General features: G+C 59.8%; 20 protein-coding genes. 11 read left to right on the top strand and 9 right to left on the bottom strand.

Annotated features, from left to right (window positions below; genetic code table 11):
- Positions 1-48 precede the first annotated feature (48 nt).
- The 3 genes from OC605_RS20620 to OC605_RS20610 all read right to left on the bottom strand — a co-directional run bounded on the left by OC605_RS20620 (position 49) and on the right by OC605_RS20610 (position 5,927).
- A complete protein-coding gene (locus OC605_RS20620; RefSeq protein ID WP_262139151.1) occupies positions 49-2,604 on the bottom strand; it encodes a LuxR C-terminal-related transcriptional regulator in 2,556 nt (851 codons plus the stop codon).
- Between the two features lie 138 nt (positions 2,605-2,742).
- Positions 2,743-4,110: a DUF1329 domain-containing protein gene (locus tag OC605_RS20615; protein WP_039759308.1), complete on the bottom strand. Its 1,368-nt coding sequence runs from the start codon at positions 4,108-4,110 to the stop codon at positions 2,743-2,745.
- Between the two features lie 23 nt (positions 4,111-4,133).
- Positions 4,134-5,927 carry a DUF1302 domain-containing protein gene (locus OC605_RS20610; RefSeq protein WP_038860649.1) on the bottom strand — a complete coding sequence of 598 codons (1,794 nt, stop codon included), beginning with the start codon at positions 5,925-5,927 and terminating at the stop codon, positions 4,134-4,136.
- A gap of 797 nt (positions 5,928-6,724) precedes the next feature.
- Between OC605_RS20610 and OC605_RS20605 the strand changes: the two genes are divergently transcribed.
- Both OC605_RS20605 and OC605_RS20600 read left to right on the top strand, forming a co-directional pair.
- Positions 6,725-8,722, top strand: coding sequence for an S-type pyocin domain-containing protein (locus tag OC605_RS20605; RefSeq protein WP_262139147.1), 1,998 nt, complete (start codon positions 6,725-6,727; stop codon positions 8,720-8,722).
- Positions 8,719-8,979: a hypothetical protein gene (locus OC605_RS20600; protein WP_016771644.1), complete on the top strand. Its 261-nt coding sequence runs from the start codon at positions 8,719-8,721 to the stop codon at positions 8,977-8,979. The genes OC605_RS20605 and OC605_RS20600 overlap by 4 nt, the downstream gene beginning before the upstream one ends.
- A gap of 43 nt (positions 8,980-9,022) precedes the next feature.
- Here the strand turns inward: OC605_RS20600 and OC605_RS20595 are convergent, their stop codons facing one another.
- From OC605_RS20595 to OC605_RS20580, 4 genes are all read right to left on the bottom strand, one after another.
- Complete coding sequence (locus tag OC605_RS20595; RefSeq protein ID WP_186568114.1) at positions 9,023-9,934, bottom strand: SDR family oxidoreductase; 912 nt, start codon at positions 9,932-9,934, stop codon at positions 9,023-9,025.
- Between the two features lie 153 nt (positions 9,935-10,087).
- The gene (locus OC605_RS20590) at positions 10,088-10,990 is read right to left on the bottom strand and encodes an alpha/beta fold hydrolase (RefSeq protein WP_262139144.1); all 903 of its coding nucleotides are present in this window, start codon (positions 10,988-10,990) and stop codon (positions 10,088-10,090) included.
- The gene (locus OC605_RS20585) at positions 10,990-11,772 is read right to left on the bottom strand and encodes a class II aldolase/adducin family protein (protein ID WP_262139142.1); all 783 of its coding nucleotides are present in this window, start codon (positions 11,770-11,772) and stop codon (positions 10,990-10,992) included. Before OC605_RS20585 ends, OC605_RS20590 begins: the two co-directional genes overlap by 1 nt.
- Before the next feature lie 175 nt (positions 11,773-11,947).
- On the bottom strand, positions 11,948-12,403 hold the full coding sequence (locus tag OC605_RS20580) for a flavodoxin (RefSeq protein ID WP_262139140.1): 456 nt from the start codon (positions 12,401-12,403) through the stop codon (positions 11,948-11,950).
- A 153-nt stretch (positions 12,404-12,556) separates the two neighbouring features.
- Here OC605_RS20580 and OC605_RS20575 point away from each other — a divergent pair, with 153 nt between their 5' ends.
- Together OC605_RS20575 and OC605_RS20570 are read left to right on the top strand one after the other, a co-directional pair.
- Entirely contained in the window at positions 12,557-13,033 is a 477-nt protein-coding gene (locus OC605_RS20575; RefSeq protein ID WP_186568108.1) for a PAS domain-containing protein, read from the top strand.
- Positions 13,034-13,087: 54 nt separating this feature from the next.
- A complete protein-coding gene (locus OC605_RS20570) occupies positions 13,088-13,693 on the top strand; it encodes a hypothetical protein (RefSeq protein ID WP_024011639.1) in 606 nt (201 codons plus the stop codon).
- Positions 13,694-13,696: 3 nt separating this feature from the next.
- Here the strand turns inward: OC605_RS20570 and OC605_RS20565 are convergent, their stop codons facing one another.
- Positions 13,697-14,656 (bottom strand): MerR family transcriptional regulator, encoded by a 960-nt coding sequence (locus OC605_RS20565; protein WP_186568106.1) that lies wholly within the window; start codon positions 14,654-14,656, stop codon positions 13,697-13,699.
- A gap of 211 nt (positions 14,657-14,867) precedes the next feature.
- Here OC605_RS20565 and OC605_RS20560 point away from each other — a divergent pair, with 211 nt between their 5' ends.
- From OC605_RS20560 to OC605_RS20540, 5 genes are all read left to right on the top strand, one after another.
- The gene (locus tag OC605_RS20560) at positions 14,868-15,437 is read left to right on the top strand and encodes an antibiotic biosynthesis monooxygenase (RefSeq protein WP_024011637.1); all 570 of its coding nucleotides are present in this window, start codon (positions 14,868-14,870) and stop codon (positions 15,435-15,437) included.
- A 58-nt stretch (positions 15,438-15,495) separates the two neighbouring features.
- Positions 15,496-16,206 carry a dihydromonapterin reductase gene (gene folM, locus OC605_RS20555; RefSeq protein ID WP_262139136.1) on the top strand — a complete coding sequence of 237 codons (711 nt, stop codon included), beginning with the start codon at positions 15,496-15,498 and terminating at the stop codon, positions 16,204-16,206.
- Between the two features lie 72 nt (positions 16,207-16,278).
- The gene (gene folX, locus OC605_RS20550; protein ID WP_016771653.1) at positions 16,279-16,650 is read left to right on the top strand and encodes a dihydroneopterin triphosphate 2'-epimerase; all 372 of its coding nucleotides are present in this window, start codon (positions 16,279-16,281) and stop codon (positions 16,648-16,650) included.
- 95 nt (positions 16,651-16,745) lie between these two features.
- A complete protein-coding gene (locus OC605_RS20545; RefSeq protein ID WP_056782977.1) occupies positions 16,746-17,042 on the top strand; it encodes a DUF1244 domain-containing protein in 297 nt (98 codons plus the stop codon).
- Positions 17,035-17,373 carry a HopJ type III effector protein gene (locus tag OC605_RS20540; protein ID WP_262139132.1) on the top strand — a complete coding sequence of 113 codons (339 nt, stop codon included), beginning with the start codon at positions 17,035-17,037 and terminating at the stop codon, positions 17,371-17,373. Before OC605_RS20545 ends, OC605_RS20540 begins: the two co-directional genes overlap by 8 nt.
- A gap of 188 nt (positions 17,374-17,561) precedes the next feature.
- On the opposite strand, the gene trxB is transcribed toward OC605_RS20540, so the two are convergent.
- Positions 17,562-18,524 carry a thioredoxin-disulfide reductase gene (gene trxB / locus OC605_RS20535; RefSeq protein WP_016771656.1) on the bottom strand — a complete coding sequence of 321 codons (963 nt, stop codon included), beginning with the start codon at positions 18,522-18,524 and terminating at the stop codon, positions 17,562-17,564.
- A gap of 312 nt (positions 18,525-18,836) precedes the next feature.
- On the opposite strand from trxB, the gene cysZ reads away from it, so the two are divergent.
- Both cysZ and OC605_RS20525 read left to right on the top strand, forming a co-directional pair.
- On the top strand, positions 18,837-19,589 hold the full coding sequence (gene cysZ / locus OC605_RS20530) for a sulfate transporter CysZ (RefSeq protein ID WP_038861129.1): 753 nt from the start codon (positions 18,837-18,839) through the stop codon (positions 19,587-19,589).
- A gap of 40 nt (positions 19,590-19,629) precedes the next feature.
- On the top strand, positions 19,630-20,829 hold the full coding sequence (locus OC605_RS20525; RefSeq protein ID WP_262139129.1) for a glycosyltransferase family 4 protein: 1,200 nt from the start codon (positions 19,630-19,632) through the stop codon (positions 20,827-20,829).
- Positions 20,830-20,861 lie beyond the last annotated feature (32 nt).

Here is a 20,861-nt window from a genome sequence, read left to right as displayed (position 1 = left end):
ATGCCAACATATAATGAAAATAATTTATAGCCACTCCATCCCAGCAAACTAAACCAGTATCCCCATCAACTTGGCTTTCGCCACAGCCTGAGTTCTGCGCTCTACACCCAACTTACCGTTAATCCTCCTCGCATGGGTTTTTACTGTATGTAATGAAATAAACAGTTGCTCGGCAACTTGCTGATTAGAAGCCCCTTGAGCAATCAACATCAGCACTTCGCGTTCGCGCCGACTGAGGCCTGGCGCCTGATCATCGTTATCCCGTGGCCAGGCAGAAACCTTCTTGCCAGACCCAGTGCCGGCGCTGCCTCGGCGTAATTCCCACTCGCGCATGGCTTGCTGCAACCGGCAGCGCTCCGCCAGCATTGCGGCTCGCTGGAAAGCTTGCTGCGCCGCCACCGTGTCTCCGTGCAATTCGGCCAACTGGGCGATGGCCAGCAGCAACTCCGTTTCTGCCGCCAACATGCCCTTGGCCTGAGCGCGTTTCAGCAATCGTTCAATGGTGGGCAGAGCGGTTTCGTCAGGGACCGATTGCGCATTCGCGCAGGCCAGCAGGTATTCGATGCGAATAATCAGTTCGAACGTCGCGGGTGGCGCCTGCAATGCAGAAGGTCCCCGGTAATGCCGTAACAGTCGGCTCAACGCTTCTTGGACAAGATGCGGTCGGCCCTGCTGCAACCAGAACTGGCTGCTGACCTGCAACACAACACCGCGATAGACCGTATCGGGAATCTGCCGCTGCTGCATGACCCTTTCGGCCTCGCGCAGGCGTTCGAAAGCGCAGGCATAATCACCGCGATTGCCGGCCAGCTGCGCCTGCCCCAGATAACCATACAGGACCCGCTTGTCCTGGCTGCGCAAGCAGTCTCCGAGACCTTGGCTGAACAGCTGCGCAGCCTGCTCTTCAAGTCCCATGCACAGCGCCAGTCGTCCGCGTCGCAGGGCGATACGGCCGAGCAGCGGCGTGGGCACCATGCTGCGCTGACGCAGCAAGTGCTCGATCTCCACCAGCAGGCTTTCCGCACGCAAAGGCGCGCCTCGCTGCTCGAGCCATTGCGCATGATCAAGCTCAAGCAACCCTTCGAACAGCAAAGAGCCGTGAGCCCGCGCCAGGCACAGCGCTTCGCGGTTGAGGGCGTGGGCCTGATCGAGTTCACCGCACAGTAACGCCTGCTGGGTCAGTCCCGACAAGCACATCACACGGGCCTGCCAGGCATCGTCAGCCAGTGCGGACAACGCCTCCTGAAAGCAGGCGCGGGCCGGCTCCATTTGCCCTTGCAGGTGGCAAAGCCAACCCTGTTGCGCCTGCCAGCGGGCCAAGAGTTGCTGCTCCAGTTGCGCTGTCGGCTGCGGCATGAAGCGGCCGAGATGGGCCATGCATTGCCCGGCCTGTTGAAATCGCCCGGCAAACAATAAGGCGCCCGTGACCAGTCCGACCAGCTGCGGTGTCATCAGGGTCAGCTCCTGACTTTGCTGCTTGTGCAAGCGCAACAGCAGGACGACCGCCTGGTCCTCGAACAAGTCTTCGAAGTTGAAATGCTGCAACAGGCTGACGGCGGTTTCGTACTCCTCGGCCAACAACGCTTGCTCGAACGCTGCTCGCCAATCCTGCGCCGCAGTGAACCACTGACAGGCGCGCCGGTGCCAGGAGCGGGCACACGGCCAGTGCGACGCCTGCATGATTCGCGACAGCGGCTGGAAGACCTGCAACCAATCGGCGGACTCCTGCCATGGCTCGATAAAGCAGCCCAGCACTTGCAGATCATGCAGCAGCCGGGCGCCTTCGCCGGGGCCGAACAAATGCTCGCACAACGACGCATTGAACCGTGGCAGGTGTGCCAGAACACGCCATGCCTCGTCCTGCTCCGGCGTCAGGTTGCTGAAGAGTTCGTGCTGCAGATAATCCAGAAGAGTGTCGACACGCTGCTGTGGTTGCAGGTTTTGCGACCAGTCACATTTTTGCAGGAGTGCCATGCGCGCGCCCGCGCACCAGCCACCGGTACGCTGAATGATGCGGCCAGCAACACGGTCCGCCTGATCTGGCGGCAAATGGCGCAACACCGATACCACCTCATCGTGAGTCAGCGCCAGGCTGGCGTGTTCGGATTCGTAGAGTTCATCAGCGAGCAACAGGCGCGGCCAGTTGCACTGCGGCCGGCGGCGAGTGCTGATCCACCAGGTGAGCGCCGGGCTGCTGATTGCCAGCAAGCGATCAAACAACGCATCCAGAGCCGGATCCGGCAGACGACTGTAATCGTCGATAAACAGCGAAGTCGGCCTCGACCAATGGGCCAGCTCCGCCATCAGTTGCGTATCGTCAAGGCCTTCGACCAGCCCGAGCGCCCGCGTCAGACGCAGGCAGAATTCTTCAGTGCTGAGCGCCGCTCCCGCCAGCGGCAGCCAGATGGCCTCGCACTCTGCACGCGCCTGAAGAAGACATTCGGTGAGCAGTGCGGTTTTGCCACTGCCCGCGGGCGCGCACAACAGCTTCACCCGCGCGCTGGATGCCAGCAAAGGTGCGCTCAAACGGCTGCGAGGTTGATGATGCGAAGAAAGCCTGGGCAAAAATCCGGGTCGATCCAGGCACGGGGTCATGGCGGTCATCGGGTGAGCCTTCTTATCGTTGTGCGCTCACCCTAGCCCTCTCCCGCGCCCTTGTTGACGAGTATTCAGCACGCTGATTGATGGCCATAAAAAAGGCGACCGTGCGGTCGCCTTTTGTCCACCGGTACAGCAGACCCGTTACCGTACGCCCTCGGCGCGCAGAGCCGACGGGGTGTAATCGGCGGCCTTGGCTTCGAAGCCGAATTCGAAGCTGTGCTTCTCTTCGTTCTTCATGCCCAACGCAATGTAGCGGCCGGCGATGATGTCGTAGAGCGCTTCCAGCGTGTATGCCTGGGCCTGATGATCGTAGTAGTACTGCGCGTGACCTTCGGCAACGCGCCACAGTTGCCCGCGACCGTCGTAGTGATCGGCCAGTGCCACTTGCCAGCTGTCCTCATCGATGTACATGTGGCGCTTGGCGTAGATGTGCCGCTCGTTCGGTTTCACCGTGCCGATCACTTCCCAGACGCGGTGCAGTTCGTAACGGGTCAGGTCCTGATTGATGTGCCCGGCCTTGACGATGTCGTCGTACTTGAGCTTCGGCGAGTCGAGTTTGTAGCTGTTGTAGGGAATGTACATTTCCTTCTTGCCAACCAGTTTCCAGTCATAGCGATCCGGCGCGCCGGAGAACATGTCGAAGTTGTCGGAAGTCCTCAGGCCATCGGCCGCTGTACCCGGACCGTCATAGGCCACTTGCGGCGCCCGACGTACGCGGCGTTGACCGGCGTTGTAGATCCACGCCAGACGCGGTTCCTTCACCTGATCGAGGGTTTCGTGCACCAGCAGCACATTACCGGCCAACCGCGCCGGGGCGGTCACCGATTGCTTGAAGAAGGTCAGCACGTTGGCGGCTTTTTCCGGGTCGATGTCTTTCATCAATTGCGGCACGGCGATCTCTTCTTCGAAGCGGATCGGCGTGTAGCTGCCGTTGGTCTGCGGCGTGACCTGGGTGATGATCCGCCGCAGATTGCCACCGTGGTAGCGGGTGATGTGGTTCCACAGCACCTCGACGCCATTCTTCGGAATCGGGAAGGCGTAGTAGCGGTTGCCGGTGAAATTGGCCAGGCCGTTGCCGTCGTTGATCGCGTTGACGTTGAGCGCGCTGCGCTTGGCCGACTCGTAGATTTCCGCTGGCGCCCCCACGGTGCGGTGGGTCGGGTAGACCGGGATCTTGTAGGTTTCCGGGTAGCGTTTGAACATCGCCACCTGGCCATCGGAGAGCTTGCTTTTGTACTGCTCGACGTTCGCGGCGGTGATGGTGAACAGCGGTTTTTCGTTGGCAAACGGGTCGGCGAGGAAGCCCTTGCTGTCAACTGCGCCGGCGTTTTTCGGGATGCCGCCGGTCCAGGCCGGGATCGAACCGTCCGCATTGCCGGCCTTCTCGGCGCCGAGCGGGGTCAGGCTGGTGCCGAGTTTGTTCGCCTCATCCGGCGACACCGCCGCCATCACGTTGGCCGCCAGCAGACTCAAGGCCAGCACGCCACATTGCAGAATCGTTTTGCGCATTGCAGTCATCCTTCTCGGGCAGATCAGAAGTTCACGCCGAAGCTCAGGGCCACGAAGTCACGGTCTTCGAGGACGTTGTAGTCGCCACCGAAAAAGTCGGTGTAACTCAGGCTTGCGGTGTAGGTGTTGCGGTAGTCGGCATCGACGCCGAAGCTGATGGCTTTCGCACCTTCGTTGAACAGACCGTTGGGGCCGTAACCGGCGACGTCATGGGACCATGACAGGTTGGGCTTGAGGTTGATCCCGCCGATGACGTTGGCGTAATCGAGAATCGCCCGGGCGCGATAGCCCCACGAAGTCGAGGTGACGAAGCCGTCGGTATCGCCGCCGAATCCGTACTGACCGTAGACCGAATCACGGCCGTAACGCAGCTCACTGCGGGACTCCAGACCACCGACATGCACCACCGCCGCTTCGCCGACCACAGTCAAACGTTCGGCGCCGAGCACCTGATCGAAGAAGTGCGTGAGGGTGCTCTGGATTTGCGTGACTTCCTTGCGCCGGTAGCCTTTGTTGTCGGCACCCGGCGAAGTAGCGAGTGGCGATGCGGTGCCGCCGGCAATCGGGTTGACCAGCGCCAGGGTCAGGTCGTTGGTGTTGACCTGCACCGGCGCGTTCGGCCGGTAGCTGACCTCGCCGGTCCACGCGGTGCCGGTGGGCAGCGTGGTGGAGAAACTGGCGCCGTACAGGCGAATGTCTTCCGGATATTCGAGGTAATACTGACCGCGCCCGAGCATCACGCTCTGCGCCAGCCCCGCACCGCTGCCAGGCGCGAGGCCGTTGGCAATGCCGACCATGCCTGGCAACGCCGCCAGTGTCGACAGCCCCGCCGTGGTGGTGCCGACCGTCGGCGTACGGCTGTGGTAGTTCATGAAGTAGAGACCGTATTCGGTGTCTTCGCCGAGCCAGCGCAGCGCCGTGCCCCACTGCCCCGAATCGCGCGCATCGCGATCGCCGCCACGAGGGATCACCACGCCCTCGCGGGTGACCTGAATGCCTTGGCCGAACGCGGTGGTCAGCGGCACCAGTGGCGCCACCGCTGGGCTGCCGACGGTGTAGCCGTTGTTGCAACCGTCAGCCGCCACGTCGACGCCAAAGAACGTGCCGCAGTTATCGAGAACGGTCTGATCCCACTCCAGTTGGTAGAAGCCTTCGACCGAAAGTTTGTCGGTCAGGCTCTGCGAACCAAACAGCATGTTTACCGGAATCAGGCCTTCCTTGATCTCGGCTCCGGGACGGCGAAATGCCGAGACGTCAACCGGGTTGATGCTGTTGATCGAGTTGCCGATAAAGGTACTTTCGCCCCAGCTCACCACCTGCTTGCCGGCCCGCACGGTGCCGGGCAAATCAGCGATGGCGTAGTTGTGATAAACGAAGGCATCGAGGATCTGCGCGCCGGAAGACTTGGCGCCTTCCTTGCGGCCGCTGTCGCTGATCTGTTTGAACTCGCGGTCTTCGTCCTTGAGTTCGAAGTCGTACCAGTATTTGCCCCGCACGAACACGCCGGTATCGCCGTACTTCAGTTCGAGGTCGTGGATACCCTTGAAGATTTTCGAGAAGGTTTCGCCCTTCTTGAAATTCAGGCGCCCGTCATCACCGGTGGACGATTGTCCGCTGCCGCCATTGACCGTGCCGACCAGCGAACTGTCGGCATCGCGCAGGCCCCAGCTCGCGCCGACCGAAAGAGACGAGTCGAAGGTGCCTTCGATTTCGCCGATGTTGAAGGCGACCGCGTGCGCCTGGGCGCCGCAACCCAGAGCCACCGCAGCGGCCAGCGCCTGCGGTGTGAAGATGGCGCGCATTGTTGTTTTTGTCATGCGTCTTCCCCAGTGAGTGACAGAAGGCCCCACCCTACTGCCGGGCGCTGCGGTCGATAAGCGCACCAAGGAGGTATTTGCGTTGTCGCTCGAAAGGATGAATGGCCTTGCACGGCGGGGCCTTGAGCGGTTCATGGGCTGGCTGGATGGCGCATCATCAGCGCCATGCATGGGCACGCCACTGTTGCGCGCCCCGTAACAGTGCATGTCTGGAATCGGTATTTTTACTACACACTCAAGCCCGTATTCTGAGCGCGCTTTCCCGGCACACGCCGCAAAGCGCGAAGCCCGCTACGCTGAATCGCGAGCGACTGGCTACAGATTCTGGATAAATCGATGTTTTCGGTTTACCGCCCCGCTGTTCACTGACGTTGATTTGTAGCTCCTTGATCCAACGTCTTACCTTGGCCGCTGCGTTTGCAGCGGCCTTTTTTATGGGCGTTTAAAAAGGCTGGATAGCGGTTCGGCAAAGCTTGCGATCAGCGCGTCAGACATTTCTTCGAAGCTCGGATGAATACCCTCTGCATCGATAAAAACCCGTGAAAACCCTTTCGACATAACGCCCTGTTACTGACGGGCTTCTCGGATTTGATTACCGCCACTCTGAGGTAACTTGAAACACCTCAACCATTCGCTGGTGACACGGACGTCATCGCCACCCGTGCGCACTTTTCGAGCGAGTGAAAACGCACATTCAAAAGGACATGAATATGCCAAAGCCTCCACCTTTAGAACTGGATCCAGTACATATCAGGGAATTCGGTCCTGATGGCTTCGAACCATTCAAAGAACGCGACATGAATTACTCCTACAGCGGCATGTTCGGCCCTGCCGGCGCCAATCCGCAGACGCGTGAATTGATGCATGAAACGCAAGTCGCCGTGGAACAGGAATTCAACGCAAGAACCGCCTCTATTCCCCAAACCATTGAGGTCGAACTGGCGGCGACCAGGCTGGAAGGACCGACCAATCCTCTGCCACCGGCCGCAGCACTGGCCCGCGAAGTGGGCGTCAGGAACACGTTGATTCAACGCAAGAGCGCCGAGTTTCAACGGCAGACTGCCATCGCCAACCGCTTTTATGGCAGCGATCCACTGGGAAAAACCTTCAAGGATTACCTGAATCAGGCATCGGCCAATCGGCGCGCGCATGGCGCAGCGGTCCGCAGCAGAGCGTTGTGGAGCGAGTCCTTTCGGGCCGCCCACGAAGCGCGGCTGCTGGGCCAGACATTGGCGCTGCTCAACCAGCAACAGGCTGGCGTACTCAATTGGCTGGCCACCGTACAAGCCCAGGATCAGGCCCAGGCGGCAGCAGCAGAGGCACAACGCCAAGCTGCAGAACGTGCCCGCATTGCCGCTGAGCAACAGCGCCAGCGTGACGTTGCCGAAGCGGTGCGCCGGGAGCAGGAAGAAATTCGCGCACGCGAACAGGCGCGTCTGGCCGCGTTGGCGGAGCAACAGCGTCGGGATGCCGAACAGGCTCGATTGGCGGCTGAGACCGCGCGCCTGAATGCTGAGATTGAAGCTCGGGAGAAAGAGCGGCTGGCTGCGTTGAAAATCGCCCAGGCCGAGGCACAAGCCAAAGCTGAAGCACCGGCGCTGGCCCATGCGGCAGAACAGCCTCGGTTACAGGAGGACAGGAAGCATGTCTTTCCGTCCTCTGGAGCAATGGCCAGCAACGGCCCGGCCGTTTCTTTCGCTTCGACAGCCGTCCCGCTCAGCCCGGCTACCTCGGCGGTAATACTCAATGCGCTACGTACCGCAAAAGCGACCCTGACAGCGACGGGCACGGCGCTGTTCGGCAGTCCAGTATTGATGGGGTTCGCAGCGCTATTGATGCCGTCACCTCTGGGCAACGGCGAACGCTTCGCCATGAGCGTTCCACTGGCCGAGTTGTCGTCCGAACCGGCCGAGACGCTACATGAAATCGCGGACCGGCAGGGTAGTTTGGAAATGCAGGTCGGGCTAGGCGTCAGGCGACTCGGGGCTGGCACGCAAGTGTTCGTCGCTACGAGTGATGACTTCCATATTCGCTCAAGTGTGCTGGTCCTCAATGCCGCATACGATTTGCTCAACGACGTATACGAGGTCGCACTATCGGACTCGCCTACCGACTTCCTGACCTGGACGCCGGCAATCTCGCCGGGCGACCAATCGACCGCTTTGCCAATAGTGGATACCGGTTCGCCCGCCTATTCCGGCGCTTCCGTTGTTCCGGTTGAAGGGCGGCTGGATCTGAACCCGATCCTGATTGAAGGCTGGGATCGATTCATCATCGTGTTTCCGGTTGATTCGGGGATTGAGCCGCTTTATGTGGTGTTCAGCAGTCCTTATGAAGGGGCGACCGAAGAGGGGAAGCACAGCGGGCGTAGTTTCAACCCTGACGAGATTGGAGATGAAATATCAGATTTGCAGTGGGCAACAGCCGCTGTTTCATCGGAAGGAACGGACATCGTGAAGTTACACATTTCAAAGTTTCCGCAATCAGCTGCCAATGACGTAATGCTTGATCGCCTGGAGCGAATCGCTCGTGGAGAACTCGAAGCTTCCGACACTGACAAACGTTTCTACACTCACGAGATAAGGGAGTTCGAAAGATTCAGAGCTTTAGGCTTTGGTGATACCGAGATGCCAGAGATCGGGTCACCGATCTGGAATAACGTGCATACGGCAACGTTGGAAGATTTCCAGTTGAAAGACGATCCCGCACTTCTCTACACGCCCGAAGCACTGGCTGCAGCAATGGAGCAGGAAGAACGTGATTACCAGAAATTGCTGAAGGAGATGTGGCAATGAGCACCGTTGAGATGATTGTTAAAAATGAACCTCTGGATGACATAGTCACGGTGTTCGCGTTACTTCAGGCAACGCCACATCTGGACATGATGATCAGACGCCACAATCGAGACCTGATCGACGAGTATGGGACCCTGGAAGCATCGTACGCTCGGCTCTTCGCTGCCGGGATTTTGCTGGAGGGAGAAAAGGGCCTAGCTATCAAAGGACCTAACTGGAAGCCGCCCAAGTTCATGACAGAAAAAAGATACATTTGAAAACTGGAGCCACCCGCCGCGAGGGTTGGTGGCTCCGTTAATTTCAAATCGAATACTTCTGCAAATTCGCCATCATTTCCTTCAACGCTTCGATATTGTCCTTCGGGTGCGCCGCGCCTTCGAAATCGCAAATCTGCTGCCAGTGCGCCGCCACATCCTCTGGCGAGAACCCCTCGCGCGGATCGAAGCCGGCACCGAGACTGCGTTCCCAGCGCACCTTGCCCATCCAGCCGCCGCCGACTTCGAACAGGCCGGACGTTTCCTGGCATTGCTCGCTGGCCAGATACACCACCAGCGGGCTGACCAGTTCCGGCTTCAGTTGCTCGAATACTTGCGGCGGGATCAGGCCCTCGGTCATGCGCGTGCCGCCGGTCGGGGCGATGGCGTTGACCAGAATGTTGTTCTTGCGCCCTTCGATCGCCAGCGTTCGGGTCAACCCGTAAAGCCCGAGTTTGGCCATGCCGTAGTTGGACTGACCGAAATTGCCGTAAATGCCAGAAGTCGACGCAGTGAAAATCACACGACCGTAGTTTTGCTCGCGCAGATGCGGCCAGGCAGCACGGGTAACTTTGTAGGCGCCTTCAACGTGGACGCGATAGACCAGATCCCAGTCGGCGTCGTCCATCTTGTGAAATGACTTGTCGCGCAGGATCCCGGCATTGTTGACTATGACGTCGACGCGGCCGAAGGCATCGAGGGCGTTCTGTACCAGTTTGTCGCCGTCAGTCACCGAGTCGTGGTTGGCTTCGGCAATACCGCCAGCCTCGCGGATTTCCGCCACTACGCGGTCGGCAGCCGAAGCGTTGGCGCCCTCGCCCTGCGTCGAGCCGCCGAGATCGTTGACCAGCACTTTGGCGCCCTGTCTGGCGAACAACAGCGCATGGGCACGCCCGAGGCCGCCACCGGCGCCGGTGACAATCACGACTTTATCTTCGAAACGCACAGGTTCATTCATCGCGGCAACTCCAGCAGGCCAAGAGGTAATGAACCTGAGTGTCAGGCACGACGCTTTGGGTCACAACGAACACGGCTGCGGCTGAATGGTGCGCGATAAGGCTGAGGGATGATCGAGTGTCCGGTCGCCGAGAGCCTGTGCTCTCGGCGAGAATCAGGAGTACGCCACTTTGCGTGGAGGCAATACCAGACGATCGCGAAACGCCAGATAATGCTTGAGCACCAGCGCCGGCGCCTCGGTTTGCGGATAGTGGCCGATGCCTGGCAACAGCACGGTGTCTGCATCAGGGATCAATTCGCGATATCGCTCGACCATGTGCACCCCGGAAATCGGGTCAAATGCGCCGTCGATCACCCGCAAGGGAATGTCACCCTGCTGCATGGCCGTCACCCAGCGCTCACGCTGCATCCGGCGCTCGGGGATGTAAGTGATCAATTTATGCAGAATGCGCGGGCCATGGTTGCTGTCGACCAGACTCCAGTAATCATCCAGTTCGCTTTCGGTCGGCTGGGTCTGCGCGCCGAAGATCTGCCGGAAACCTTTGACCAGCGCCTCACGGCTGAATGCGCGGCCAAGCAGCCAGCCAATCGGACTGAGCAGCAGTTTCTGCATCAGCAGCGGACGATGGGTTTCCGGAAACAGACCGCCATTGAGGAACACGCAACTGGCAACTTCGATGCGTTTTTCGTAATGCCGCGCGAGCAGTTCCTGAGCGACGCTGTCGCCATAGTCGTGGGCAAGAATATGCACCGCTTGTTCAACCTGCAGATGGGCGAGCAGCGCCTGTTGCAGATCGGCCTGTTCCAGCAGGCTATAGGTGTGATTGCGCGGTTTTGCCGAATCGCCGAAACCGAGCATGTCGCAGGCAATCACCTGATAACGCTGCGCCAGCGGCTGCCACAGGTAATGCCAATCCCAACTGGCAGTGGGGAAACCGTGAATCAACAGCAACGGTTCACCCTGCCCGACTGTCCAGTAGCGGATCGACTGGCCATGAAAAACGAATGTCCGGCTGCGCTTGCGCCAGACACTCAGAGGAATCTCGGCGAGCGGCATTAGAATTTATACCCCGGATCCTGCAGGTCGAGTTTGCGCAGCAGCGCCGGCCACACCAGCGCGCCGCCCATGCCTTGAGCGCTCTTAGTGACGCCGGCAATCATTGCCTTGGCGCCGGCGAGAATCTGCGGTTCGATGGCGATCAGTTCGGCCCCTCCAGTCTGCGCCATGACCTGAATGTCGCAGGCACGCTGGAAGGTGAACATCATCAGAAAAGTGTCGGCGATCGTGCCGCCGCAGGTGAGCAGACCGTGGTTGTGCAGCATGAGGAAACTGTTGTCGCCGAGGTCGGCCTGCAGGCGCGCCTTTTCTTCATGATTCAGGGCCACGCCCTCGTAGGCGTGATAGGCCAGGCTCGACAACACGAACAGTGATTGCTGACTGATCGGCAACACCCCCTGCTTTTGCGCCGACACCGCAACGCCTGACGCGGTGTGTGTATGCAGCACGCAAACTACATCGTGGCGCACTTCGTGGACGGCGCTGTGAATGGTGTAGCCGGCGGGGTTGATTTCGTACGGGCTGTCCATGAGTTTGTTGCCGGCCTGATCGACTTTCACCAGGCTTGATGCGGTGATCTCGTGGAACATCAGGCCAAACGGATTGATCAGGAAATCTTCGGTGCCGGGCACCTTGGCCGAGATATGCGTGAAGATCAGATCGTCCCAGCCGTGCAGCGCGACCAGGCGATAACAGGCGGCCAGATCGACACGGGTCTGCCACTCGGCAGCGCTGACCTGATCTTTGACGTTCGGCGACGATTGGACGGGGGCTACGCTCACTGTATGCACCTCTGCGTTCTTCTTGTTCTGCTCGTGTCAGCAGTCTAGTCAGGCGCAGGGCATCGCGTAGTTGCATTGGCAGCCAGCTTGATGACTGAACGAGTCAGCCGGGCAAACAGCCTTGACCCGTTTCAACGCAACAACGCTTAGAAGGTGCAGCGATTATTGCGCGCGATCAGCCCTTGAGCGCTTCAATCAACTGCGCCAGCCACGGCTCGGCATCGGTTTCCGGCGTGACGCTTTCGCTGGCGTCGATGCGCAGCATTTCCTGAACCTCGTTTACCCCCAGTTCGGCAAACAGTTCGCGCATCTGCTCGCCACCGCCGCAGAAGGTGTCGCCGTAGCTGGCATCACCGAGGGCGATCACCGCGCCGGGCAGGCCGCGCAACGAAGCAGGCAACTGATCGCGCAGGGTCGAATACAACGGTTGCAGGTTGTCCGGCAGCTCGCCCATGCCAGTGGTCGAAGTCACAGCGAGAAGGGCCTCGGGACCGAACGCCTGAATATCGGCCAACGCGGCGCGCGAGTTGTAGAAGGTTTCAAAGCCGGCGGCTTTCAGCAGGTTCTGGGCGTGGAGGGCGACTTCTTCGGCGGTGCCGTAGACTGAACCTGAGAGGATGGCGACTTTCATCAATCTGATCCTGGAACTGAAAAAAAGAGCCGCGATAGTAACAGCCCATGCCGCGAAGTTGCGATTGGCTCTCAATGCAAGCGGATGGCCTATAGACAGTCCGCGGCTTTCTTCTAGAATGCCTGCCACTGACACAATGGAAGGGATTCTCGGATGATCAACGCCAGCCTGCTGCAAATGGTGATCAACGCGTCGAATGACGGAATCGTGGTCGCTGAAAAGGAAGGCGAGCAGGACAACATCCTTATTTACGTCAACCCTGCCTTCGAGCGCATGACCGGTTACAGCAGTGAGGAGATCCTCTACCAGGACTGTCGTTTTTTGCAGGCTGGAGACCGTGATCAACCAAGTCTGCAGCTGATTCGCGAGACATTGCGTGAAGGCGGTTCCTGCCGGGAAATCCTGCGCAACTATCGCAAGGATGGCACGCCGTTCTGGAACGAATTGTCATTGTCGACGATAAAAAACGCCGATGACGGGCAGACTTATTTCATCGGCGTGCAAAAAGATGTAACGCTTCAGGTCAAGGCGCAGCAGCGGGTTGCGCAGCTGGAAGCACAAGTGGCAGCGCTGCAAAGCGAGCTAGCGACGTTGAAAGCGACGAACGGCGCAAACAAAACCGCGAACTGATGGTCATTAACTACAATCACCAATGACTTTGTAACTATTCACTTCGAGTTAGCCATGCAGCGCGACGCCCTCCTCACCCAGGACGAGCTGGATTTCATCCAGACCATGCAGCACAACCCGCAACTTAACGTGCGGGATGCGACGTCGAGTCTGCTGGTTAATGGTGGTTCGCAGATCCGTGACCTGCTGACACGTCTGGCTGCTCACGAGCAGGTGACGATCCAGGCCAACTTCGAAAATCAGCAGATGACTTTCCCGCTGCATCTGGTGGAAGACGAGTTCCACGCGCTGCATCTGCGTCTCGGTGTGCCGAGCATCTACGAAGACGGCCCGATGGTGCGCCCATGGCGCCTGGTACTGGAAGAGCCGGTGGCGCTGGAAAACGCCAAAGGCCAGCCCGGCACGCTGTGGGTGCACGAGGTGTCGCACAAAGGCGTGTTGCTGGAAGTGCGCAACAAGACCAAACCACCGAAACATTTCGCCCTGTGGTTCAGCCCTTCCGGTTATGAGCGCATCTCGTTGCGCGGCCATTTCGAGCGTGAAACCGAGCAAGGTTTCTTCGCTTACGAACTGAGCCAGACCGATGCAGACGAAACCGAGCGCTTGCGCCAGTTCATCCTGCAACAGCATCGCCTGACCCACCCCGCCCTGCACGCCTGAGTTTCAGGTATCCAGTTTGCCTGCCATGAATTGTTTCATGCGCTGGCGCATTGTCGCGCCCTCGTTACCGAGGCAGGCCACCGAAGAACCGGCCAGGCTGTCTTCGGCCAGTTCCGAGGCATCGCCGGCCAGCATCAACTGACAGTCGAGGCTCAGTGCCAGACGATTCAGGCGTCGGGGCAGCTCTGTGCCGGGGGCATGATTGGAAAACAGCACAAGTGCGTCAGGCTTGACCTTTTCGCAGACCAGCGTCAATTCATCGAAAGGCTGGCCCGTAGTCAGCACCCGCACGCCAGAATCGTTGCCGCTGAGAAACAGCGCCGCGACCAGCAACTCAAGCTCTCTGCATTGCCCCGCAAGCGCACTGACGACCACCCGGCGCGGTTGAGCCCCCCGCAGCATGATGATGCGCTGCAGCACGCGCGCCCTGAGAAATCCGTCGAGAAACAACCATTCGCTGGTTTGCCCGAAAGCGTCCTGGCGCTGCAGCAATTGCCGCCACAACGGCATGATGATGGCTTCGAACACCACTGGCAGCGTGTACGACGAGAAAATCTGTCCGTAGACGCGATCCAGCTGCTGATCGTCGAACTCACTGACCGCCTGCTGAACCTGCTCCTGCCATTGCTTGTAATCGGCCTGCACATGATCATCGGGGATAAAGTTTGCCAGCACCTTCAGAGGCTCTGTTTTCGCCAGGATCTTGCCGACTTTGCTCACGGCCACGCCGCGATCGATCCAGTCGACGATGCTGCGAACACGCTCGATATCGTTCATGGAATACAAACGATGCCCACTTTCGGTGCGGGTCGGCTGGATGAGTCCGTAACGGCGCTCCCAGGCACGCAGGGTCACCGGGTTGACGCCCGTCAGGCGCGCTACTTCGCGGATGGGGAACAGCTCTTCGCGTTCGAGCGTGCCGGGTGCTGTTGAGGCCGGGCGAGTATCCGTGATTACAGGCATCTGGCGGTCAACTTCCATGTCGGTTTATTGGATCCCATTTTAAACATGATGGACTGGAAACCTTCAAGTAGTGATCTGCGACGAATATGGCTGGTTTAATCGACAAAATCAGGAATAATCCTTGCTTGTTGTAAAGCGCAGGCCTCTACCCCGGCCTGCGTCAGGCGAAGTTCCTACCCGGAACGACGCGCTCGAAATACGGAGATACAAAATGTCTACTTCACCCGTTACGTTGATGGTAGCGCGTCGCGTCGCTGATGGCCGCTATCACGATCTCATTGCATGGTTGCGCGAAGGCGAGCAACTGGCCACCGACTTCCCCGGCTACCTCGGCTCCGGCGTCCTTGCGCCACCGCCCGGTGACAACGAATTCCAGATTATCTTTCGCTTCGTCGATGAGCAGACCCTGCATGCTTGGGAATACTCGGCGTCGCGCACAGCTTGGCTGAACCGCGGCAGCGATTTGTTCGAACATCCTAAAGAGCACCGGGTCAGCGGCATTGAAGGCTGGTTTGGTGCTGCCGGCCAACGCCCGCCGCGCTGGAAACAGGCCGTGGCGATCTGGCTCGCGTTTTTCCCGGTGTCGCTGATTTTCAACTTTATCCTCGGCCCGCTGCTCGCTGAGTTGAGCCTGTTGCCGCGGATATTGATCGGCACGGCGTGCCTGACGCCGCTGATGGTGTATTTCTTCATCCCGTTGTCGACGCGCCTGCTGGCGAACTGGTTGAACAGCACGCCGACGCGGCCATTGGCTGGCGCACCGTCGGCGCAGAATCGCTGATCTGCAGCGGGCGGCGAGCCTGTTATAGTTTTGGCTTCAACCGCGATGCGAGCCGCCCATGCCAGATTCCGCAGCCCCGATCCTCATCACCGGCGCCGGCCAGCGTGTCGGTTTGCACTGCGCGCAGCGCTTGATCGAGGACGGCCACCCGCTGATTTTCACCTACCGCACCGAGCGACCGGGAGTGCAGGCCCTACGCGATCTTGGCGCGACAGCGCTGTTCGCGGACTTTTCCAGCGAGGCCGGGATTCTTGCCTTCATCGACGCGCTGAAAGCCCACACCGACAGCTTGCGCGCCGTCGTGCACAACGCCTCCGAATGGCTGGCAGAAACCCAGGGCAGCGAAGCACAAGCCTTCAATCGCATGTTCAACATTCACATGCTCGCGCCTTACCTGATCAACCTGCACTGCGCCGAGTTGCTGCAGCATTCAACGCCAGCCGACATCATCCACATCAGCGACGACGTCACCCGCAAGGGCAGCAGCAAACACATCGGTTATTGCGCCAGCAAGGCCGGGCTCGACAGTCTGACCCTGTCGTTTGCCGCGCGCTTTGCGCCGGCCATCAAGGTCAACGGCATCGCTCCGGCGCTGTTATTGTTCAACCCCGACGATGACGCGGCGTACCGCACCAAGGCGCTGGCCAAGTCCGCCTTGGGTATCGAGCCCGGCAGCGAGGTGATCTACCAGAGCCTGCGCTATCTGCTCGACAATCCCTATGTCACCGGCACGACCCTCACCGTCAACGGCGGACGGCACGTCAAATAGGCCGTCCCGCTTCGGCCGCGAGTCGAGTAAGATCCACCAGAACGCCTGCAATAGACTGGACGGAGCAAATCAATGCCACAACTTCAACCGGGAATGGCGCGCATCCGGGTCAAGGATCTGCGCCTGCGCACCTTTATCGGCATCAACGAGGACGAAATCCTCAACAAGCAGGATGTGCTGATCAACCTGACCATTCTGTACGCAGCGCAGGAGGCGGTGCGTGACAACGACATCGACCACGCGCTGAATTACCGCACCATCACCAAAGCGATCATCGCCCACGTCGAAGGTAACCGCTTCGCGCTGCTCGAACGCCTGACCCAGGAATTGCTCGACCTGGTGATGACCAATGCATCGGTGCTGTACGCCGAAGTCGAAGTCGACAAACCGCACGCCCTGCGCTTCGCCGAGTCGGTATCGATTACGCTCGCGGCGAGTCGCTAGCTTCAAGCCTCAAGCCGCAAGCTGTAAACTTTGCTCACAGACACCCATCTTGCAGCTTGAAGCTTGCCGCTCAAAGCTGTCTCGAAGAGACCCCCATGACTGATCAACAACGCCTGGAACTCGAAGCCGCCGCCTTTCGCCGACTGGTCGCCCACCTCGACAGCCGCAAGGACGTGCAGAACATCGACCTGATGAACCTCGCCGGGTTCTGCCGCAACTGCCTGTCGAAGTGGTACAAGGCCGAAGCCGATCAACGCCAGATCGAGGTCAGCCTCGATGACGCCCGCGAAGTGGTGTACGGCATGCCTTACGCCGAGTGGAAAGCCCAATACCAGCAAGAAGCCAGCGCCGAACAACAAGCGGCGTTTGCCAAAGGAAAACCCAATGACTGATCTGAACACCCTGCGCGCCAGCCTCAAGAGTGGCGAGCATGCTTTCGCCGACACCCTGGCGTTCATCGCCGCCGGTTACGACTACCAGCCGCAAGCATTCAACAACGGCGGCGTGGAAAACGCTGCCGGCCAGAATGAAGGCTCCTGCAAGACCCTGGGTCTGGCACTGCTGGAAGGTCTGAGCGATGAAGAAGCGCTGCTGGCGTTCGGCGAGCATTACCGTTCGGTACTGGCGACGCCTGAGGGCAGCGATCACGGCAATATTCGCGCGTTGATCAAGCACGGCCTGGCTGGGGTGAAATTCACCGCACACCCCCTGACCCGCCGCTGATCCCAATAGCCACACCTACCCCTGTGGGAGCGAGCCTGCTCGCGAAGACGGACTGACATTCGTCGATGATGTCGACTGATACACCGCTTCGCGAGCAGGCTCGCTCCCACATGGATGCGTGGCGACTGCGAATCTCGGGCATAAAAAAACCGGCCAATCTCTGGCCGGTTTTTTTGTGCCCTGCGGTCTTAGAACGTGGCGTTCTGCAGGCCGTCCAGGTAGCGTTCGGTGTCCAGTGCCGCCATGCAACCGGCGCCGGCCGAGGTGATGGCCTGACGGTAAACGTGGTCAGCCACGTCACCGGCAGCGAAGATGCCTTCGACGCTGGTGGCCGTCGCATTGCCTTCGCGGCCGCCCTGCACAACCAGGTAACCGTCTTTCAGGGTCAACTGGCCCTCGAACAGCGAAGTGTTCGGGGTGTGGCCGATGGCGATGAACACGCCGTCGACTTTGATTTCGTCGAAGCTGCCATCGTTATTGCGCAGACGCGCACCGGTGACGCCCATGTTGTCGCCGAGGACTTCGTCCAGGTTGGCGTTCAACTTGAGGATAATCTTGCCTTCAGCCACACGGGCGTTGAGCTTGTCGATCAGGATCTTCTCGGCGCGGAAGGTTTCGCGACGGTGGATCAGAGTCACGGTGCTGGCGATGTTGGCCAGGTACAGCGCTTCTTCGACAGCGGTGTTGCCACCGCCAACCACAGCGACCGGCTTGTTGCGATAGAAGAAACCGTCGCAGGTCGCGCAGGCCGACACGCCTTTGCCCATGAACGCTTCTTCCGACGGCAGACCCAGGTAGCGGGCGCTGGCACCGGTGGCGATGATCAGTGCATCGCAGGTATAGACGGCGCTGTCGCCGGTCAGGGTGTACGGCTTGGCAGCGAAGTCCACGGCGTTGATGTGATCGAAAACGATCTCGGTCTCGAAACGCTCGGCGTGCTCGCGCATGCGCTCCATCAGCACCGGGCCGGTCAGACCATGAACATCACCCGGCCAGTTGTCGACTTCGGTGGTGGTGGTCAGTTGACCGCCGGCCTGCATGCCGGTGATCAGCAGTGGCTTGAGGTTGGCGCGGGCCGCGTAGACCGCAGCGCTGTAGCCGGCGGGGCCGGAACCGAGAATGATCACTCGCGAATGACGGACTTCAGACATGAATCTGCTCCTGTTGGCCGGCCATGAAAAATCTGGCGCGGACGCCGGACGGCCGGCGGAATAAAAAAGGACCGTGGACACCTTGGGGAAGGCTTGAACTCGACAGTCCTGTAAAAAGTTGGGTGCAGCGTATCGAGGGGGGCAAGATTAAGGAAATACGGTTTAACAATCCAGCTCATAGGTGGTCTCTATGCCGAGACGCTGACGAGATAGACCTCTTTGTTACAGTGAATGTCGATTGCTCTGCCGCGCTTTCGCCGCTGTGGCAAAGCCGGTAACGTCGGCGCGTTTTCCCTTGCTTCGGAGCACCTTATGCCCGCCCCTGTTCTGTCCGGCCCGCAATACCTGCGCGAAGGCCTCAAACTGGTCCTGAGCCCTGGCCTGCGCCTGTTCGTGTTGTTGCCGCTGGCGATCAACCTGGTGCTGTTCGTCGGATTGATCTATCTGGCCGGCCACCAGTTCAGCCTGTGGGTCGACACGCTGATGCCGTCGTTGCCTGAATGGCTGAGTTTCCTCAGCTATATCCTCTGGCCGCTGTTCGTGGTCCTGGTGGCCTTGATGGTGTTTTTCACCTTCACCATGCTCGCCAACATCATTGCCGCACCGTTCAACGGCTTCCTCGCGGAGAAAGTCGAAGTGGTGGTGCGCGGCACCGATGATTTCCCGGCGTTCAGTTGGGGCGAACTGATCGCGATGATCCCGCGCACCCTATCCCGGGAAATGCGCAAGCTCGGCTACTTCCTGCCGCGCGCCATCGGCCTGTTCATCCTGTCGTTCATCCCAGTGGTGAATATCGTCGCCGCGCCGTTATGGCTGCTGTTCGGCGTGTGGATGATGGCCATCCAGTACATCGACTACCCGGCGGACAACCACAAACTCGGCTGGAACGAGATGCTCGCCTGGCTGCGGCAGAAGCGCTGGCAGAGCATGAGTTTTGGCGGGATCGTCTATCTGGTGTTGCTGATTCCGGTGGTCAACATCCTGATGATGCCGGCGGCGGTAGCCGGGGCGACGTTGTTCTGGGTGCGTGAACGTGGTGCCGAAAATCTGGTGATCCAGCACTGACCGCGTCACAAATCCATCATCCGACCGTAACAAGCTCGACATGGCCTCAGCCGACACTGAGGTCATGACGACAGCTCTACATATCACCCTCATCAGCGAAACCTTCCCACCGGAAATCAACGGCGTGGCCAATACCCTTGGCCGCTTGTGCGAGGGTTTGCGCGCACGTGGGCATCAGGTGGAGCTTGTACGCCCGCGCCAGGCCACCGATCCGCAACGCAGCGAAGACGATGCGCTGTTGCTGTGTCGCGGATGGCCATTACCGGGCTATCCGGGGCTGCAATGGGGCCAGTCGTCGATGCATAAACTGCTGCGGCGCTGGAAACGTCAGCGGCCGGATGTGCTGTACATCGCCACGGAAGGCCCACTCGGGTTGTCGGCACTGCGCGCCGCACGGCGCCTGGGGATTGCGGTGGTGAGCGGTTTTCACACCAACTTCCAGCAATACACCAGCCAGTACGGCCTCGGCCTGCTGACGCGGATGCTCACTCATTACCTGCGCTGGTTTCACAATCGTTCGGCAATGACTCTGGTGCCGAGCGTCAGTCAGCGCCTGGAACTGGAGCGGCGGCATTTCGAGCGGCTGGCGTTGTTGTCGCGGGGCGTGGACAGCCAGTTGTTTCATCCGAGCAAACGTCAGAGCGCGTTGCGTGAGCAATGGGGACTCTCTGATAAAGATATCGCGGTCATCCACGTAGGAAGACTCGCCCCGGAGAAAAATCTGGGCCTGCTCAAACGCTGCTTTGAAGGTCTGCGCGAAACTTATCCACAGCGCCATCTGAAGCTGATCGTGGTCGGAGATGGCCCGCAGCGTTCAGCGCTGGAAAAAGAACTGCCGGAGGCGATCTTCTGCGGCGCGCAGCGGGGAGAAGCATTGGCGGCGCACTACGCCTCAGGGGATCTGTTCGTATTTCCCAGCCTGACCGAAACCTTCGGCAATGTGGTGCTGGAAGCCCTGGCTTCGGGACTCGGCGTCGTTGCCTATGATCAGGCAGCCGCGGCGCAGCATATTCGCCACGGCTACAACGGCGTGTCAGCCATGCCCGGCGATGAGCAGGCATTTTGCGAGGCGGCGGCGTGGTTGCTGGAGGAGGATGAGCGGTTACGCTGTGTGCGGCTGAATGCGCGGCAGCATGGCAGTCGCCAGGGCTGGGCAGCGATTATCGAGCAGTTCGAGAGGTATTTGCGGGGGGCTTGTGCGGGGGAGCTGGTGGTGCCTGGGGCGCAGACACAACCTTAGATTTTCGGCGACATAGAAACAGCTTTCGCGAG

This window comes from Pseudomonas sp. Marseille-Q5117 (assembly GCF_946901175.1).
Taxonomy (GTDB): Bacteria; Pseudomonadota; Gammaproteobacteria; order Pseudomonadales; family Pseudomonadaceae; genus Aquipseudomonas; species Aquipseudomonas iranensis.
This window is presented reverse-complemented; position numbering and strand designations above follow the sequence as displayed.